This is a genomic window from Pelomonas caseinilytica (genome assembly GCF_021353235.1).
Lineage (GTDB): Bacteria > Pseudomonadota > Gammaproteobacteria > Burkholderiales > Burkholderiaceae_C > Pelomonas > Pelomonas caseinilytica.
In genome coordinates, this window is the sequence record NZ_JAJTWT010000003.1 from 76,486 (window position 1) to 91,597 (window position 15,112).

Consider the following 15,112-nt stretch of genomic DNA (forward strand, 5'->3'; position numbering starts at 1 on the left):
CCGCCGGGACCGGCCGTTATGCTGGCCGGCATGGATGTCGTGACCCTGCTGGCCGCGGTGCTGGTGAATGCGCTGCTGATGAGCCTCGCCCTGGTCGTCAGCGTAGGCCTGCGCGCGCGCAGCGGCCTGCAGGCCTGGCAGTTCATGCTGCTGGGGCAGGCGGTGGGCTTCGGCCTGCTGATCGCTGCGACGCTGGCCTCGCCGCGGCTGCTGGCGACCCTGGGCGTCATGGCACTCAGCGCCTCGGCGTCGGCCATGGTGCTGACGTCCTGCCGCTTCCTGGGCCGGGCGGCGCCGCGCCGTGCGCTGGTGGCCGTGCCGCTGGGCCTGGGCGTGGTGCATGCGGCCGTGTTCGCCGACGAGCATCTCGCCACCGGCTTCACCAACCTGGCCATCGGCGCGCAGATCCTCTGGGGCAGCCTGTTGCTGTTGCGCGGCGCCGGCCGCGTGCGCTGGCGCTGGCTGTGCGGCGTGGCCGGCGCGGCCAACGGCCTGCTGGTGCTGGCGCGGGCCGTGCTGGTGCTGGGCTGGCCTGAGATCTACCCGCGCTTCATCGCCCCGCATCCGCTCAACTTCGCGTCGCTGATGCTGCTCAACGCCAGCCTGGTGCTGGGCACCATGGGCTTCCTGCTGGCCCACCGCGACGAGGCCGAGCAGGCCCTGGTGCGGCTGGCGTCGCTGGACCCGCTGACCGGCCTGCTCAACCGCCGCGAATGGATGCAGCGCGCCGGCCGGGCCCTGGGCGCGGCCCGGGCGACCGACGCCGCCGGCGACGCGGCCGTGCTGATGATGCTGGACCTGGATCACTTCAAGCGCGTCAACGACGAGCACGGCCACCCGGCGGGCGACGAGGTGCTCAAGCTCGCCGGCGAGGTGCTGCGCGGCGAGCTGCGCGCCAGCGACCTCGTCGGCCGCTACGGCGGCGAGGAGTTCTGCCTGCTGCTGCGCCACTGCGAGCCCGAGGCCTTCGGCCGGCTGGATGGCCGGCTGCACCAGGCGCTGCGGCGGCGCTGCGAGGCCAGCCTCGGCTTCCCGGCCGACTTCAGCGCGGGCGCGGTGCGCGTGCAGCCAGGCGAGAGCCTGGCCGCCGCCATCGCGCGCGCGGACGACCAGCTCTACCGCGCCAAGCGCGCGGGCCGGGGCCGCACCCTGCATGCGGACGGCGTCTTGTGATCCGCCGGCGCGCCCCCACGTAGGTCCGCCGCGCAAGGTCGCGCGCCTGCTTCTGACATCATTCGGCCATGGTTCCGCATCTCATCACCGCCCTGAACGGCCCCATCAACGAGCTGGAGGCCCGCATCCTGGAGTCCATGCCGGCGACGGAACGCTGGTTCAGGCTCGAATGGATGGAGCACACCCCCACCTTCTACGCCTCGGTCGACCTGCGCAATGCCGGCTTCAAGCTGGCGCCCGTCGACACCAACCTCTTCCCGGGCGGCTTCAACCACCTCACCGCCCAGATGCTGCCCCAGGCCGTGCAGGCCGCGATGGCGGCCATCGAGAAGATCTGCCCCGAGGCGCGCAACCTGCTGGTCATTCCCGAGACGGGCGAGAACTGCAGCTTCTACCTCGACAACCTGGCGACATTGGCGCGCATCTTCACGCAGGCCGGCCTCAACGTGCGCTTCGGCACGCTGGACACCACCGTCACCGAGCCCACCGAGCTGCCCATCGCCAGCGGCGGCAGCATCACCCTGGAGCCGCTGGTGCGCAAGCGCGGCCGGCTGACGCTCAAGGGCTTCGACCCCTGCACCATCCTGCTGAACAACGACCTCTCGGCCGGCACGCCGCCCCAACTGATGGGCCTGCACGAGCAATACCTGCTGCCGCCCCTGCACGCGGGCTGGACGGTGCGGCGCAAGAGCCAGCACTTCCGTGCCTACGAGGAGGTAGCCAAGCGCTTCGCCAAGCTGCTGGGCATGGACCCCTGGCTGATCACCCCGATGTTCACCAGCGTGGACCTGCACGGCAAGAAGGGCCTCGAAGCCCTGCAGACGGCTGCCGACACCCAGCTGGCCAAGGTGCGGCGCAAGTACAAGGAATACGGCATCAACGAGAAACCCTTCGTCATCGTCAAGAGCGACGTGGGCAGCTTCGGCCGCCCGGTGCTGACGCTGCGCGACGCCAAGGACATCGAGGCCCTCGCCGAGCGCCTGCCCGAGGACCTCGGCCAGGAGGTCATCGTCCAGGAAGGCGTGCCGACGCACGAGCGGGTCCACCAGGCGGTGGCCGAGCCCGTGGTCTACACGATGGACCGTTACGTCATCGGCGGCTACTACCGCGTGCATGCCCACCGCGGCATCGACGAGAACCTCAATGCGCCCGGCGCCAGCTACGTGCCGCTGGCCTTCGCCGAGTCGCCCCACCTGCCACGCCCCGGCGAGAAGCCCGGCGTCAGCGCGCCCAACCGTTTCTACATGTACGGCGTGATCGGCCGCCTGGCCATGCTGGCGGCCAGCTACGAGCTCGAGGCCACCGACCCGCAAGCCGAGGCCGAAGCGGCGTGAGCGCCCGCCCGCCGGTGCGGCGGCGGGCTCGCCTACGCTGCCCGGGAGGGCGCCGTCAAGCCTCGGAAGCGTGACTTTGCTGCACTGCACAAAACCGCCAAACCGAGCGCAGAATCCGCACTTTCGAACAACAGGCCCCGGCTTGGACCGGCGGCCCATGAGACGTGAGTTCTTCCCAACCGGCCCACAGCCGCACGGCGCTGGCGGGCCTGACCCTCGGTGCGCTCGGGGTGGTCTATGGCGACATCGGCACCAGCCCCCTGTACGCGCTCAAGGAGGTCTTCCACGGCGGCCACGTCGCCACGACGCCGGAGAACATCCTCGGCGTGCTGTCGCTGCTGTTCTGGACGCTGACGGTCGTCGTCTCCGTCAAATACGTGCTGCTCATCCTGCGCGCCGACAACAACGGCGAAGGCGGCCTCATCGCCATGCTGGCGCTGGCCACCAACGCGGTCAACGACAAGCCGCCGCTGCGGCGCCTGCTGCTGATGGTGGGCCTGTTCGGCACGGCCATCTTCTTCGGTGACGCCGTCATCACGCCGGCCATGACGGTGCTCGGCGCCGTCGAGGGCATCGACGTCTACGAGCCCCAGTACCACGACGCCATCCTGCCGCTCACACTCATCGTCATGGTGGGGCTGTTCTCGGTGCAGCGCTTCGGCACCGGGGGCATCGGCAAGGCCTTCGGGCCGGTGATGCTGCTGTGGTTCCTGGCCCTGGCGGCGCTGGGCCTGCCCCACATCTTCGAGAACCCCCACGTGCTGACGGCCATGAACCCCATGCACGCCGTCGACTTCTGCCTGCGCTACCGCTGGGTCGCCTTCGTGGCCCTGGGCGCCGTCGTCCTCGTCGTCACGGGCGGCGAGGCGCTCTACGCCGACCTTGGCCACTTCGGCAAGAAGCCCATCCGCATCGCCTGGTACGGCGTCGTCATGCCTTCGCTGGTGCTGAACTATTTCGGCCAGGGCGCCATGCTGCTGGACAACCCGCGCGGCGTGGAGAACCCCTTCTTCCTGCTGGCGCCGTCCTGGGCCGAGATGCCGCTCTTCCTGCTCGCCACGGCGGCGGCCATCGTGGCGTCCCAGGCCCTGATCACGGCGGCCTACTCCGTCACCAAGCAGGCCATCCAGCTCGGCATCCTGCCGCGCCTGCGCATCCTGCACACCAGCGTGCGCGACATCGGCCAGATCTACGTGCCCTTCATCAACTGGGGCCTGTTCTCCCTCGTCGTGCTGGCGGTCGTGTTCTTCGGGTCGTCGACCAAGCTGGCCGGCGCCTACGGCGTGGCCGTCACCATCGACATGACCATCACGACGGTGATGACCTTCTTCGTCATCCGCTACGGCTGGAACTACCCGCTGGCCCTGTGCATCGCCGCCACCGGGGCCTTCTTCGTCATCGACGCCACCTTCCTGGCCTCCAACCTGCTCAAGGTCGCGGCCGGCGGCTGGTTCCCGCTGATGATCGGCATCGGCATGTTCACGCTGATGCTGACCTGGAAGCAGGGCCGCAAGCTACTGTCGGACAAGCTGCGCGAGGACGCCATCGAGCTGCCCGCCTTCCTGGAGGCCGTCTTCATCAACCCGCCCACGCGCGTGGCCGGCACGGCGGTCTTCCTGTCCGCGGAACGCGGCGTCACGCCCAACGCCCTCATGCACAACCTCAAGCACAACAAGGTGCTGCACGAGCAGAACGTCTTCGTCACCGTCAAGCACCACGAGGTGCCCTGGGTCGGGTTCGAGAAGCGCTGCGAGGTCGAGGCCTTGGGCCACCATTGCTGGCAGGTGACGCTGCATTTCGGCTTCAAGAACGAGCCCGACGTGCCCGAGGCCCTGGCCCTGCTGAAGAAGCACGGCGTGCAGCTCGACGAGATGGAGACCAGCTACTTCCTGAGCCGCGACATCGTCATCCCGACCATCGGCTCGGGCATGGCCCTGTGGCGCGAGAAGCTCTTCGCCAGCATGCACCGCAACGCCGCCGCCGCGGCCGACTTCCTGCACCTGCCGGCCAACCGCATCGTCGAGTTGGGCTCCAAGGTGGAGATCTGAGGCCGGCTCAGAAGCTCAGCCGTGCCCGGGCGTAGTAGTAGGCGCCGTTGAAGCCCACCGGCGACAGCACGTCGTAGGGGAAGTTGCCGAAGTAGCTGATGTCGGGGATGGAACGCGTGGGATAGCGGTCGGTCGCGTTGACGGCCCCGAAGCTGAGATTCAGCGCCTGGCTGACCTGTACCTGGGCTTCCAGGTCGAGCTGCCAGACGGCGGCATAGGTCTGCGTGGGCACGAAGCCGTCGCCGAAGTCGAACACCCGCGTCGTGCTGCCGTGCCGCGTCAGCCGGCCCTGCAGGCCCCAGACGCCGCCCTGCCAGTTCGCGCTGAGGATGTGGCGCTGGCGCGGCGCGGCATCGGTCAGCGTGTTGATCTCCTCCAGCCCCACGTTGCCACCGCCGCGCACCGTCGTGCGGTTGAACGAGGCCGTCCAGCCCAGGCGCAATTCGCCGCCCAGGGCGGCACCGCTCCATTGGGTGACGAGGTCGGCGCCGCGGGTGCGGGTGTCCAGGGCGTTGGTGAAGAAGTTGACGCCGTCGATGCCCGGGGTACCGAACTTCGCGGCCAGCTCCGCGGCCAGGCCATCGCGGCTGATGCGCTGCGACAGCGTGATGCGGTTCTTCACGCGGATGGCGTAGGCGTCCAGCGTCGTCGACCAGGCCTTGCCCGGCTGCCAGCTCAGGCCCAGGCTCGCGTTCCGCGAGGTCTCGGCCTTCAGGTCCTGGGCGCCCAGGTAGCGGGCGACGGGGTGGTCCACGGGCAGCGTGCGAACCTGGCTCAGCGCGCCGCCGTCGCCGCGGTCGGTCACGGTGAAAGCGAAGCCCTGCTGAGCCAGGGACGGCGCGCGGAAGTTGCTCGACAGCGCGCCGCGCAGCGCCAGCGTGCGGTCCAGCGCCAGGCGCGTGGACAGCTTGGCGGTCGTGGCGCCGCCGAAGTCGCTGTGGTCGTCGTGGCGCAGGGCGAGGTTGGCCTGCCAGTCGCGCGTCAGGTCGGCGCTCAGGTCGAGGTAGGCGCCGACGACACGGCGGCTGCGGCGCGTGGCGTCGCCCGCCTGCAGGCCCGGGCCGGCCTGGGCGCCGGCCGGCGCCTCCAGCGGGCCGACCTCGTAGGACGCCGCATCGCCCGCGCCGGTCACGAAGGCGTCGCGCCGCAGCTCCACACCCCAGGCCAGCGTCAGCGGCCGGGCCACGCCCGCCAGCGGCAGCTCGCGGCTGAGGTCGAGGTTGAGCGCGGTCAGGCGGCTGCCGAAGTCGGCCAGGTGGAACTCCCGCGGGCTGGCGGCGCCGAGCGAGGCGTTGATGGTGTGCCGAACGCCGTAGTCGAAGTCGTTGCGGCCGTGGTTCAGCGCCGCGTCCACGTCCCAGCCGCCCCACTGGCCCTTCAGCCCGGCCACCAGCTGCAGGTCGCGGTTGTCGCCCGTCGTCTGCGGGCGGTAGCCGTCGGGGTAGACGGCCTTCACGTTGGCGCTGCTGTCCGGGTAGCGGAAATAGGCCGCGCCCAGCGTGCGGCGCTGCTGCCAGGTGCCGAAGGCATAGGCCCGCGTGCCGGGCTGCAGGTCGGCCGCGCCGTTGAACCAGGCCTGCCACTGGTGGGTGGCCGGCTCGCCGGGGGCGTAGTTGCGCTTGCCGACGGTGGCCAGGTTGGCCGCGCTCTGGTCTTCCCAGGGCGGCAGCTCGTCCTGGCCGGCGCGGTTGGTGGGGTTGCGGTGCAGGCCTTCGAGGCCGGCGCGCAGGAAGCCTTCGTTCCCCAGCGCCCAGCCCTGGGTCACGCTGGCCGACTGCGTCTGGCCGTCGGTGATGCGCTGGCCCGTCGGCGCGAACCGGGTGTGGAAGGCACCGAGCTCGATCGACAGTTCGCCGCCGGCCTGGCGCTCGTCCAGGATGATGTTGACGACGCCGGCGATGGCGTCCGAGCCGTACTGCGCGCCGGCGCCGTCGCGCAGCACCTCGATGCGGGCCACGGCCGACAGCGGGATGGTGTTGAAGTCCACCGGGTTGGTGCCTTTGCCGGTCTTGGACTCCAGGTTCACCACGGCCGAGGTGTTGCGGCGCTTGCCGTTCACGAGCACCAGCACTTGGTCGGGCGAGAGGCCGCGCAGCTGGGCGGCGCGGACGTGGTCGCCACCGCCCGAGTTGGACTGGCGCGGGAAGTTGAATGAGGGCAGCAGGGCCTGCAGCGCGGCGGCCAGGTTGCCGTCCGGCCCGGCGGCGCGCAGCAGTTCGTCGCGGCCGAGCACGTCCACCGGCACGGCGGTGTCGGCCAGCGTGCGGTCCTTGGCGCGCGTGCCGGTCACGACGACGGCATCCAGGGCCTTGGGCGCGGCCTGGGCGAGCGCGGCGCCAGCGAGCAGGGCTTGAGAGGCGGCGAGGGCAATGAGGCGGGGCTTGTGCATGCGAGGGCGGGGGGCGGACAGAGAGGGCAAAGGCCGTGAGCCTAAGACCGCGGCAGCCCCGGGCTTCAGACATGTTGCGCATATGCAAATGCGCCGGGGCTGCCGGCTAGCATCGCCGGCTTTGCCACGCCGCTTCACGCCATGTCCCACACGCCCGCCGCCCAGCCCGAACGCCGCCTCGACGTGCGGCATGCCGGCGCGCTGTGCGTGGGCATGGTCATCGGCGCGGGCATCTTCAAGACCTCGCCGCTGGCCGCGCAGGCCCTGGGCGACCCGACCCAGCTGTTGCTGGCCTGGGCCCTGGGCGGCGTGCTGTCGCTCGTGGGCGGCCTGTGCTTCGCCGAGCTGGCCGCGGCCTTTCCCGACACCGGCGGCGACTACCACTTCCTGCGCCGCGCCTACGGGCACCGCCTGGGCTTCCTGTTCGCCTGGTCGCGCTTCGCCGTCATCCACACGGGCTCGATGGCGCTGCTGGGTTTCGTCTTCGGCGACTACCTGGCCCAGGTGGTGGACCTGAAGCCCTGGCTGGGCCCGCATGCCAGCGCGCTGATGGCCGCCGTCCTCATCGTCGGCCTGACGGGGCTGAACCTGCTGGGCGTGCGCGTGGGCCTGGGCACGCAGCTCGGTTTGAGCGCGGCCGTGCTGCTCGGGCTGGTGCTGCTCGGGCTGGGGGCGGGGGCGCAGGTGCTGGCCGGCCATGCGCCCGCCACGGCAGCGCCGGCCCAGCCGGGCACGGACTGGGGCCTGGCCCTGGTCTTCGTCTTCCTGGCCTATGGAGGCTGGAGCGACGCGGCCACGCTGTCGGCCGAGATGCGCGACCCCGAGCGCGGCATCCGCCGCGCGCTGCTGCTCGGCCTGGGCCTGGTCATGGGCCTGTACCTGCTGGCCAACTGGGCCTATCTGCGCGTGCTGGGCATGGCGGGCCTCGCGGCCAGCGACGCGCCGGCGGCGACGCTGATGCGCATCGCCTTCGGCCCCGTGGCCGAGCTGCTGATGGTGGGGGTGGTCACGCTGACCGCCTTGTCCGTGATGAACGCGTTGCTCATCGCCGGCCCGCGCACCACCTACGCCGCCGCGCGCGACCTGGCCACCGAGTGGCACCTCGCGCGCTGGAACCACGCCCGCGGCACGCCGACCGGCGCCGTGCTGGCCACGGCGGGCGTGGCGCTGGGGCTGGTGGCCTTCGGCGACCTCACGCGCGGCGGCTTCTCGACGATGGTGGACTACCTCTCGCCGGTCTACTGGTTCTTCATGACGCTCAGTGCGCTCGCCGTCATCGTGCTGCGCCACCGCGAACCCCGGCAGCCGCGCCCCGTGCGCGTGCCGCTGTATCCCTGGCTGCCGCTGCTGTTCGCGGCCAGCAGCGCCTACGTGCTGTGGTCCAGCGTGGTCTATGTGAAGGCCGGCGCGCTGGTGGGCCTGGGCGTGCTGGCGGTGGGCGCGGCGCTGCTGTGGGGTCACGGCCGCCGCCGGCTATCCTGAAGCGATGCATCGTCTGCTGAAAGACTTCTCCCCCTCCACCCTCGTCGCCGGCTTCGTGGCGGTGCTGGTGGGCTACACCAGCTCCGTGGCCATCATCTTCCAGGCGACCGTCGCGTTGGGCGCCACGCCGGCGCAGACCGCCTCCTGGTTGTGGGCCCTCGGCCTGGGCATGGGCCTGACCAGCCTGGGCCTGAGCCTGTGGACGCGCCAGCCCGTGCTGACGGCCTGGTCCACGCCCGGCGCCGCCCTGCTCGCGTCGACCTCGGGAGTGGCCATGCCGGAGGCCGTGGGCGCCTTCATCGTCTGCGGCCTGCTCATCGCCTGGGCCGGCGCCAGCGGCGCCTTCGAGAAGCTGATGGACCGCATTCCCATCGCCATCGCCTCCGCCCTGCTGGCCGGGGTGCTGGCGCGCTTCGGGCTGGATGCCGTCGCCAGCGTCAGGACGGCGCCGGCCCTGGTGCTCGCCATGGCGGCGGCCTATCTGCTGGGCCGGCGGCTGTGGCCGCGCTATGCCGTTCCGGGCGTGCTCGCCGTGGGCATCGCCTTCGCCCTCGGCCAGGGGCGTCTGGGCGGCGTCGGTGGCGATCTCTCGCAGGTCTTCGCCCTGCCGGTCTGGACGACGCCGGAGTTCAGCTGGAGCGCCGCCGTCGGCGTGGCCCTGCCGCTGTTCATCGTCACCATGGCCTCGCAGAACCTGCCGGGCGTCGCCGCCCAGCGGGCCAGCGGTTATGCCACGCCGGTGTCGGCCAGCATCGCCGTCACCGGCGCCGCCACCACCTTGCTCGCGCCTTTCGGCGGCTATGCCTTCAATCTCGCGGCCATCACCGCGGCCATTTGCATGGGCCGCGAGGCCCATGAGGACCCCGCGCGGCGCTACACGGCCTCGGCCGCCGCCGGTGTGTTCTATGTGCTGCTTGGTCTGGCCGGCGGCGGCGTGGCCCTGCTGCTGGCGGCCTTCCCGCGCGAGCTGGTGGCGGCCATCGCGGGCCTCGCCCTGCTCGGGACCATCGCCGGGGCGCTCGCCACGGCGCTGAAGGACGAGCACTACCGTGACGCGGCCATCCTGACCTTCCTCGTCTGCCTCTCGGGCGTGCAGGCCTTCGGCCTCGGCGCGGCCTTCTGGGGCGTGCTGGCCGGCGGTGCAGCCGCCCTCGTCGGAGCCTGGCGGCGCTGAACCCTTACGTCCGGGACTGACGGCGCCACTGTGCAACACTGGCCGGCGCCATAGCCAACGCGCCCGACCATGAAGCTGCTCTTCGTCGCCGACCCCCTCGAGGGATTCAAGACCTACAAGGATTCCACCTTCGCCATGATGCGCGAGGCCGCGCGGCGCGGCCACCGCATCGTCGCCTGCGAGACGCGACAGCTCGTCTGGCTGCGCGGCGGCCGGGTGACGGCCCGTGCGGCCCGCGAGATCGAGCTGACCGGGGACGCGCACGACTGGTTCCGCGTCGTCGCGACGGGCGACCTCGCCCTGGCCGAGTGCGACGCCGTGCTGATGCGCAAGGACCCGCCCTTCGACAGCGAGTTCTTCTACGCCACCCACCTGCTCAGCCAGGCCGAGCGCGAAGGCGCCCGTGTCTTCAACCGGCCGGCCAGCCTGCGCGAGCACCCCGAGAAGCTCGCCATCCTGGAGTTCCCGCAGTTCATCGCGCCCACGCTGGTCACGCGCGACCCGGCCGAGATCCGCGCCTTCCATGCCGAGCAGCAGGACATCATCCTCAAGCCGCTGGACGGCATGGGCGGCATGGGCATCTTCCGCGTCAAGGCCGACGGGCTCAACCTCGGCAGCATCGTCGAGACGCTGAACAAGGACGGCACGCAGACGGTGATGGTGCAGCGCTTCATCCCCGCCATCGCCGAGGGCGACAAGCGCATCCTCGTCATCGGCGGCAAGCCGGTGCCCTGGTGCCTGGCTCGCATCCCCCAGGGCAGCGAGGTGCGCGGCAACCTGGCCGCCGGCGGCAAGGGCGTGGCTCGCGAGCTGACGGCGCGCGACCGCGAGATCGCCGAGGCCCTCGGCCCCGTGCTGGCGGCGCGCGGCCTGCTGCTCGTCGGCCTGGACGTCATCGGCGACAACGTCACCGAGATCAACGTCACCAGCCCCACCTGCTTCCAGGAGATCACCGACCAGAGCGGCTTCGACGTCGCCGCCATGTTCGTCGACGCGCTGGAAGCCGCCCTGCAGGGAGCACGGTCTTGAGGCGCCGCGACTTCGCTGCCCTCGGCCTCGCCGGCCTCGTCCTGCCGGCCTTCGGCCAGGACGCCGGCTTCGACACCGTGGCCGAGTCCTTTCTCGAATCGCTCTGGCGCCTGGACCCGGACGCCGCCGTCGCGGCCGGCCGCTTCGAGTTCGGCCCGCGCATCACCCTGCCCAGCACCGAGCAGCGCACGCGCATGCGCGCCTTCCTCCAGCGCTGGCTGGCTCGCTTCCAGGGCCAGGCGGACGAGCCCCTCAACACCAGCCAGCGCATGGACCGCGCCATGCTCGTGGCCAAGATCCAGAGCGACCTGTGGCGGCTGGACACCCTGCGCGAATGGGCCTGGAGCCCTGCCGAGCACAACCCGGCGGCGCCGCTGGACCTGCTGCTCAACACCGAGCACGCGCCGCTGGCCCGGCGGCTGGAGCTGCTGCGGCCGCGCCTCGTGTCGCTGCCGGCCTATTACCGCGCCGCCCGGGCCAGCCTTGCCGGCGTGACCCGCGAGCACACCGAACTGGCCATTCAGCAGGCGCCCGGCGTGCTCGGCGTGCTGGACGACATTGCCAAGCGGGCCGCCGAGGCCGGGCTGGCGGCGGCCTTCAAGGCGCCGCTGGCCGCCGCGCGCGCCGCCGTGGACGGCTACGTCGCCCACCTCAGGCGCCTGCTGCCCGGCGCCCAGCGGTCCTGGCGCCTGGGCGGCGAACTCTACGAGCCCAAGTTCGCCCACGACATCCAGTCCGCCCGCAGCGCCCGCGAGACCTACGAGCTGGCCCTGCAGCGCCGCGAGGAGGTGCTGGCCAGCATGCAGGCCCAGGCCGCGGCGCTGTGGCACGCCGTGATCGGGAGGGAGGCCCCGCCGGACGACCGCTTCGCGCTGATCGGCCGCGTCATCGCCAAGCTCAGCGAACGCCACGTTGCCCGGGAGCGTTTCGTCGACGAGATCCGCGCCCAGATTCCCCAGCTCGAAGCCTGGATTCGCGAGCACGACCTGCTCAGCCAGGACGCGAGCAAGCCGCTGGTCGTGCGCGAGACGCCCGAGTACGAGCGCGGCGTGGCCGGTGCCAGCATCGAGGCCCCCGGCGCCTACCGGCCGGGCGACCGCACCTACTACAACGTCACGCCGCTGGACGACCTCACGCCCGAGCAGGCCGAGAGCTCGCTGCGCGAGTACAACCACTGGATCCTGCAGATCCTCAACATCCACGAGGCCATTCCGGGGCACTACACCCAGCTCGTGCATGCCAACCGCGTGCCGAGCAAGGTCAAGGCCCTGTTCGGCAACGGCGCCATGATCGAAGGCTGGGCCGTCTACGGCGAGCGCATGATGATCGAGAGCGGCTACGGCGCGTCGCCCGAGATGACGCTGATGTGGGGCAAGTGGCATCTGCGTTCGGTCACCAACACCATCCTCGACTACAGCGTCCACGTGCTCGGCATGGAGCAGCCCGAGGCCCTGGACCTGCTGGTGCGCCAGGCCTTCCAGACGGAGAGCGAGGCGCGCGAGAAATGGCGGCGCGTGCAGCTGACCTCGGTGCAGCTGACCAGCTACTTCAGCGGCTACAGCGAGATCTTCGCCCTGCGCGAGCAGCTCAGGGCGCGGGCCGGCGCAGCCTTCGACCTCAAGCGCTTCCACGAGGCCTTCCTGGGCTACGGCAGCGCCCCGGTGCGGCTCATCGCGGCGGAGATGCTCAAGGCTTGATCAGCGTGCCGTGCGGTGGCCGGCGGCGGCCTTGTAGGCGTTGATCTCGGCGGCCACCTCGGCGGGGTCGATGATGTCGGCGAGGTCGGCGAAGCCGTCCGGCGCCAGGGCCTCCACGCGGTCCAGGATGGCGTCCAGGCCTTCCTGGCGGTTCATCTCGACGATGCGGGCGCACATCGGGCGGCGCTCGTCCTCGTAGGCGGCCAGGGCGGTGTCGAGGTCGGCGTGCGCGCCCAGGGCCTCAGCCAGGGCCTGGGCGTCCATGATGGCCTGGGTCGCGCCGTTGGAGCCGATGGGATACATCGGGTGGGCCGAGTCGCCCAGCAGCGTCGAGCGCCCCAGGCGCCAGCGCGGCAGCGGGTCGCGGTCGACCATGGGCCACTCCAGCATCTGCTCGGCGCGGGTGATGAGGCCGGGCACGTCCAGCCAGTCGAAGCGCCAGCGGCCGAAGGTGGGCAGCAGGTCTTCCGGCCGGCCGGGGCGGCTCCAGTCGGCACGGTCGGGGGCCGTGAGGCCGGGCTCGGGCTCGCGGAGGCGGCGGTCGGCCACCCAGTTGATGAGCTGCAGGCCGTCGGCCCGCGGCGCGCCGATGGGGTAGACGACGAACTTGGCGCGGCTGTGGCCGGCCTGCACCATGGTGCGGCCGTCCAGGAAGGGCGGCGCCCAGGTCGTGCCGCGCCACATCATGACCCCGCGCCAGCGCGGCGGGCCTTCGTCTGGCGCCAGGCGTCGCCGCAGCGCGGAGTGGATGCCGTCGGCGCCGACGACCAGGTCGGCCGCCAGTTCTCGCGGGCCGTCGGCCGTCTCGATCTCGGCCACGGCCCGGCCGCCGTCGTCGCGCACGTTCACGACGCGCTGGCCGCCGAGCACCGTCACCTTGGCCGACGCCTCGGCCCACAGCCGCATCTGCAGCTCGCCGCGGTGGATGCTGAACTGCGGATGGCTGTAGCCGCCGGCCAGGCCGCGCGGGTCCCGGTAGATGGGCTGGCCATGCCGGTTGGCGAAGACCAGGGCCGAGGTCTCGACGGCCATCTCGTGCAGCGCCGGCAGCAGGCCCAGGCCGTCGAGCACCGCCACCGCGTGCGGCAACAGGTTGATGCCCACGCCCAGCGGCCGGGGTTCGCGCACGGCCTCCAGCACCGTGACCTCGTGGCCGCGGGCCTGCAAGGCCAGCGCCGCCGTCAAGCCGCCGATGCCGCCGCCTGAAATGATGATCTGCATCAACTCAGGGTATGCGAGATTGTTGCAGTAGGCAACCAAACCTACCCTCGAAACGGTGAGCAAGACCGACAGCCTGGATGCGCCCCCGCCCGAAGGCCTGATGCTGCCCGTGCCGGGCGTGGACTACGGCCTGCTCGACGGCCTGCTCGGCTACGCGCTGCGCCGCGCGCAGAACGCCCTCTACCTCGACTTCTACCGCACCACCGCGGCGTGGGACGTGAGCCCCCAGCGCTTCGCCGCCCTGGTGCTCATCGCCCGCAACCCCGGGCTGCGCCAGGGCCTGCTCGGCCAGGCCATGGGCCTGCACCGCAGCGGCGCCCTGCGCCTGACCGACTGGTTGACCGCACAAGGCTGGGCCGAGCGCCGCGATGCGCCGGGCGACGCGCGCGCCTGGGGCCTGTACCTCACACCCGCCGGCCGGCGGCGCCTCGCCAGGCTCGAAGCCGCCGTCGCCGAGCACGACCGCGCCCTCGTGGCCGCCCTCGGCGATCAGGGGGCGGCACTCAAGGCCGGGCTGGAGCGGCTGGCCTGGGTGGCCACCGCGCGCAGCACCGACCCCCACAACAAGCCCAGGAGACAAAAGCCATGATCCATCGACGCCACCTCCTCGCCAGCGCCGCGTCGCTGGCGGCCCTGCCGCTCACAGCCCGTGCCCAGGGCCAGCCGCCGCGCATCCTCGTCGGCTTTCCGGCCGGCGGCTCGGTGGACACCACGGCCCGGCGCCTGGCCGAGTTCTGCCGCGGCAAGCTGGCCGACGCCGTCATCGTCGAGCAGAAGGTGGGGGCCGGCGGGCGCATCGCCATCTCCGCGTTGAAGGACGCCGCGCCCGACGGGCAGACCCTGCTCGTCAGCCCCTCGTCCATGTTCACCATCTACCCGCATGCCTACCGCAAGCTGGCCTACAACCCCGCGACCGACGCCATCCCCGTCGCGCCGCTGGCCCTGTCCACCTGCGGCTTCGGCGTCGGCCCCATGGTCCCGGCCAGCGTCAAGACGCTCGCCCAGTTCGCCGACTGGGTCAAGGCCAACCCCGACAAGGGCGCCTACGCCTCGCCCGCCGCGGGCGCCATGCCGCATTTCCTCGGCAACCAGTTCGAGCGGGCCGCCGGGCTCAAGCTCACGCACGCCGCCTATCGCGGCGCCGCGCCCGGCATGCAGGACCTGATGGGCGGCCAGATCGCCTCCGGCTGCTTCTCCATCGGCGACTTCCTGCCCCACCTGCCCACCGGCCGCGTGCGCCTGCTGGGCGTGACCGACAAGGCCCGCTCGCGCTTCGCACCCGACACGCCCACCTTCGAGGAGCAGGGCTTCAAGGGCATCGTCGGCGTCGAGAGCTACGGCCTGTTCGTGCCGCCGAAGACGCCCCAGGCCACCGTCGACAAGCTGGCCGAGCTGGCGCGGTCCGCGGTGCGCGAGCCTTCCGTCGTCGAGGCCCTGGCCAAGCTCGGCTTCGAGCCGCTGACCCTGCCGCCGGCCGAGTACGCCAGGCGCCTGGCTTCCGAACGTGACTACTGGGGCCCGGTCGTCAAGGCCTCGGGCTTCTCTTCCGACGATTAGCATGCCGG

At 71.8% G+C, this 15,112-nt stretch carries 11 protein-coding genes; 9 read left to right on the forward strand and 2 right to left on the reverse strand.

Annotation, left to right across the window (positions count from 1 at the left end; genetic code table 11):
• Nucleotides 1–30: 30 nt before the first annotated feature.
• The 3 genes from LXT12_RS07735 (at nt 31) to LXT12_RS07745 (ending at nt 4,555) form a co-directional block, all read left to right on the forward strand.
• Complete coding sequence (locus LXT12_RS07735; protein ID WP_233390922.1) at nt 31–1,173, forward strand: GGDEF domain-containing protein; 1,143 nt, start codon at nt 31–33, stop codon at nt 1,171–1,173.
• Between the two features lie 68 nt (nt 1,174–1,241).
• Entirely contained in the window at nt 1,242–2,507 is a 1,266-nt protein-coding gene (gene gshA, locus LXT12_RS07740) for a glutamate--cysteine ligase (RefSeq protein ID WP_233390923.1), read from the forward strand.
• Between the two features lie 164 nt (nt 2,508–2,671).
• Nucleotides 2,672–4,555 carry a potassium transporter Kup gene (locus tag LXT12_RS07745; protein WP_233390924.1) on the forward strand — a complete coding sequence of 628 codons (1,884 nt, stop codon included), beginning with the start codon at nt 2,672–2,674 and terminating at the stop codon, nt 4,553–4,555.
• 7 nt (nt 4,556–4,562) lie between these two features.
• On the opposite strand, the gene LXT12_RS07750 is transcribed toward LXT12_RS07745, so the two are convergent.
• Nucleotides 4,563–6,944: a TonB-dependent receptor plug domain-containing protein gene (locus tag LXT12_RS07750; protein ID WP_233390926.1), complete on the reverse strand. Its 2,382-nt coding sequence runs from the start codon at nt 6,942–6,944 to the stop codon at nt 4,563–4,565.
• 141 nt (nt 6,945–7,085) lie between these two features.
• Between LXT12_RS07750 and LXT12_RS07755 the strand changes: the two genes are divergently transcribed.
• The 4 genes from LXT12_RS07755 (at nt 7,086) to LXT12_RS07770 (ending at nt 12,326) form a co-directional block, all read left to right on the forward strand.
• On the forward strand, nt 7,086–8,426 hold the full coding sequence (locus LXT12_RS07755; protein WP_233390927.1) for an APC family permease: 1,341 nt from the start codon (nt 7,086–7,088) through the stop codon (nt 8,424–8,426).
• Between the two features lie 4 nt (nt 8,427–8,430).
• A complete protein-coding gene (locus LXT12_RS07760; RefSeq protein WP_304622757.1) occupies nt 8,431–9,600 on the forward strand; it encodes a benzoate/H(+) symporter BenE family transporter in 1,170 nt (389 codons plus the stop codon).
• Between the two features lie 69 nt (nt 9,601–9,669).
• Entirely contained in the window at nt 9,670–10,629 is a 960-nt protein-coding gene (gene gshB / locus LXT12_RS07765; RefSeq protein WP_233390929.1) for a glutathione synthase, read from the forward strand.
• Nucleotides 10,626–12,326, forward strand: coding sequence for a DUF885 domain-containing protein (locus tag LXT12_RS07770; protein WP_233390931.1), 1,701 nt, complete (start codon nt 10,626–10,628; stop codon nt 12,324–12,326). Before gshB ends, LXT12_RS07770 begins: the two co-directional genes overlap by 4 nt.
• On the opposite strand, the gene LXT12_RS07775 is transcribed toward LXT12_RS07770, so the two are convergent.
• Nucleotides 12,327–13,547 (reverse strand): flavin-dependent oxidoreductase, encoded by a 1,221-nt coding sequence (locus tag LXT12_RS07775; protein ID WP_233390932.1) that lies wholly within the window; start codon nt 13,545–13,547, stop codon nt 12,327–12,329. It lies immediately after the preceding gene.
• A gap of 55 nt (nt 13,548–13,602) precedes the next feature.
• Here LXT12_RS07775 and LXT12_RS07780 point away from each other — a divergent pair, with 55 nt between their 5' ends.
• On the forward strand, nt 13,603–14,136 hold the full coding sequence (locus LXT12_RS07780) for a MarR family winged helix-turn-helix transcriptional regulator (RefSeq protein WP_233390933.1): 534 nt from the start codon (nt 13,603–13,605) through the stop codon (nt 14,134–14,136).
• A complete protein-coding gene (locus LXT12_RS07785) occupies nt 14,133–15,104 on the forward strand; it encodes a Bug family tripartite tricarboxylate transporter substrate binding protein (protein WP_233390934.1) in 972 nt (323 codons plus the stop codon). Before LXT12_RS07780 ends, LXT12_RS07785 begins: the two co-directional genes overlap by 4 nt.
• The last annotated feature ends 8 nt before the right edge of the window (nt 15,105–15,112 follow it).

Coding starts and splice junctions, on each gene's coding strand:
- LXT12_RS07735 (WP_233390922.1), top strand. CDS start 31: ATGGATGTCGTGACCCTGCTGGCCGCGGTGCTGGTGAATGCGCTGCTG.
- gshA (WP_233390923.1), top strand. CDS start 1,242: ATGGTTCCGCATCTCATCACCGCCCTGAACGGCCCCATCAACGAGCTG.
- LXT12_RS07750 (WP_233390926.1), bottom strand. CDS start 6,944: ATGCACAAGCCCCGCCTCATTGCCCTCGCCGCCTCTCAAGCCCTGCTC.
- LXT12_RS07755 (WP_233390927.1), top strand. CDS start 7,086: ATGTCCCACACGCCCGCCGCCCAGCCCGAACGCCGCCTCGACGTGCGG.
- LXT12_RS07760 (WP_304622757.1), top strand. CDS start 8,431: ATGCATCGTCTGCTGAAAGACTTCTCCCCCTCCACCCTCGTCGCCGGC.
- gshB (WP_233390929.1), top strand. CDS start 9,670: ATGAAGCTGCTCTTCGTCGCCGACCCCCTCGAGGGATTCAAGACCTAC.
- LXT12_RS07775 (WP_233390932.1), bottom strand. CDS start 13,547: ATGCAGATCATCATTTCAGGCGGCGGCATCGGCGGCTTGACGGCGGCG.
- LXT12_RS07785 (WP_233390934.1), top strand. CDS start 14,133: ATGATCCATCGACGCCACCTCCTCGCCAGCGCCGCGTCGCTGGCGGCC.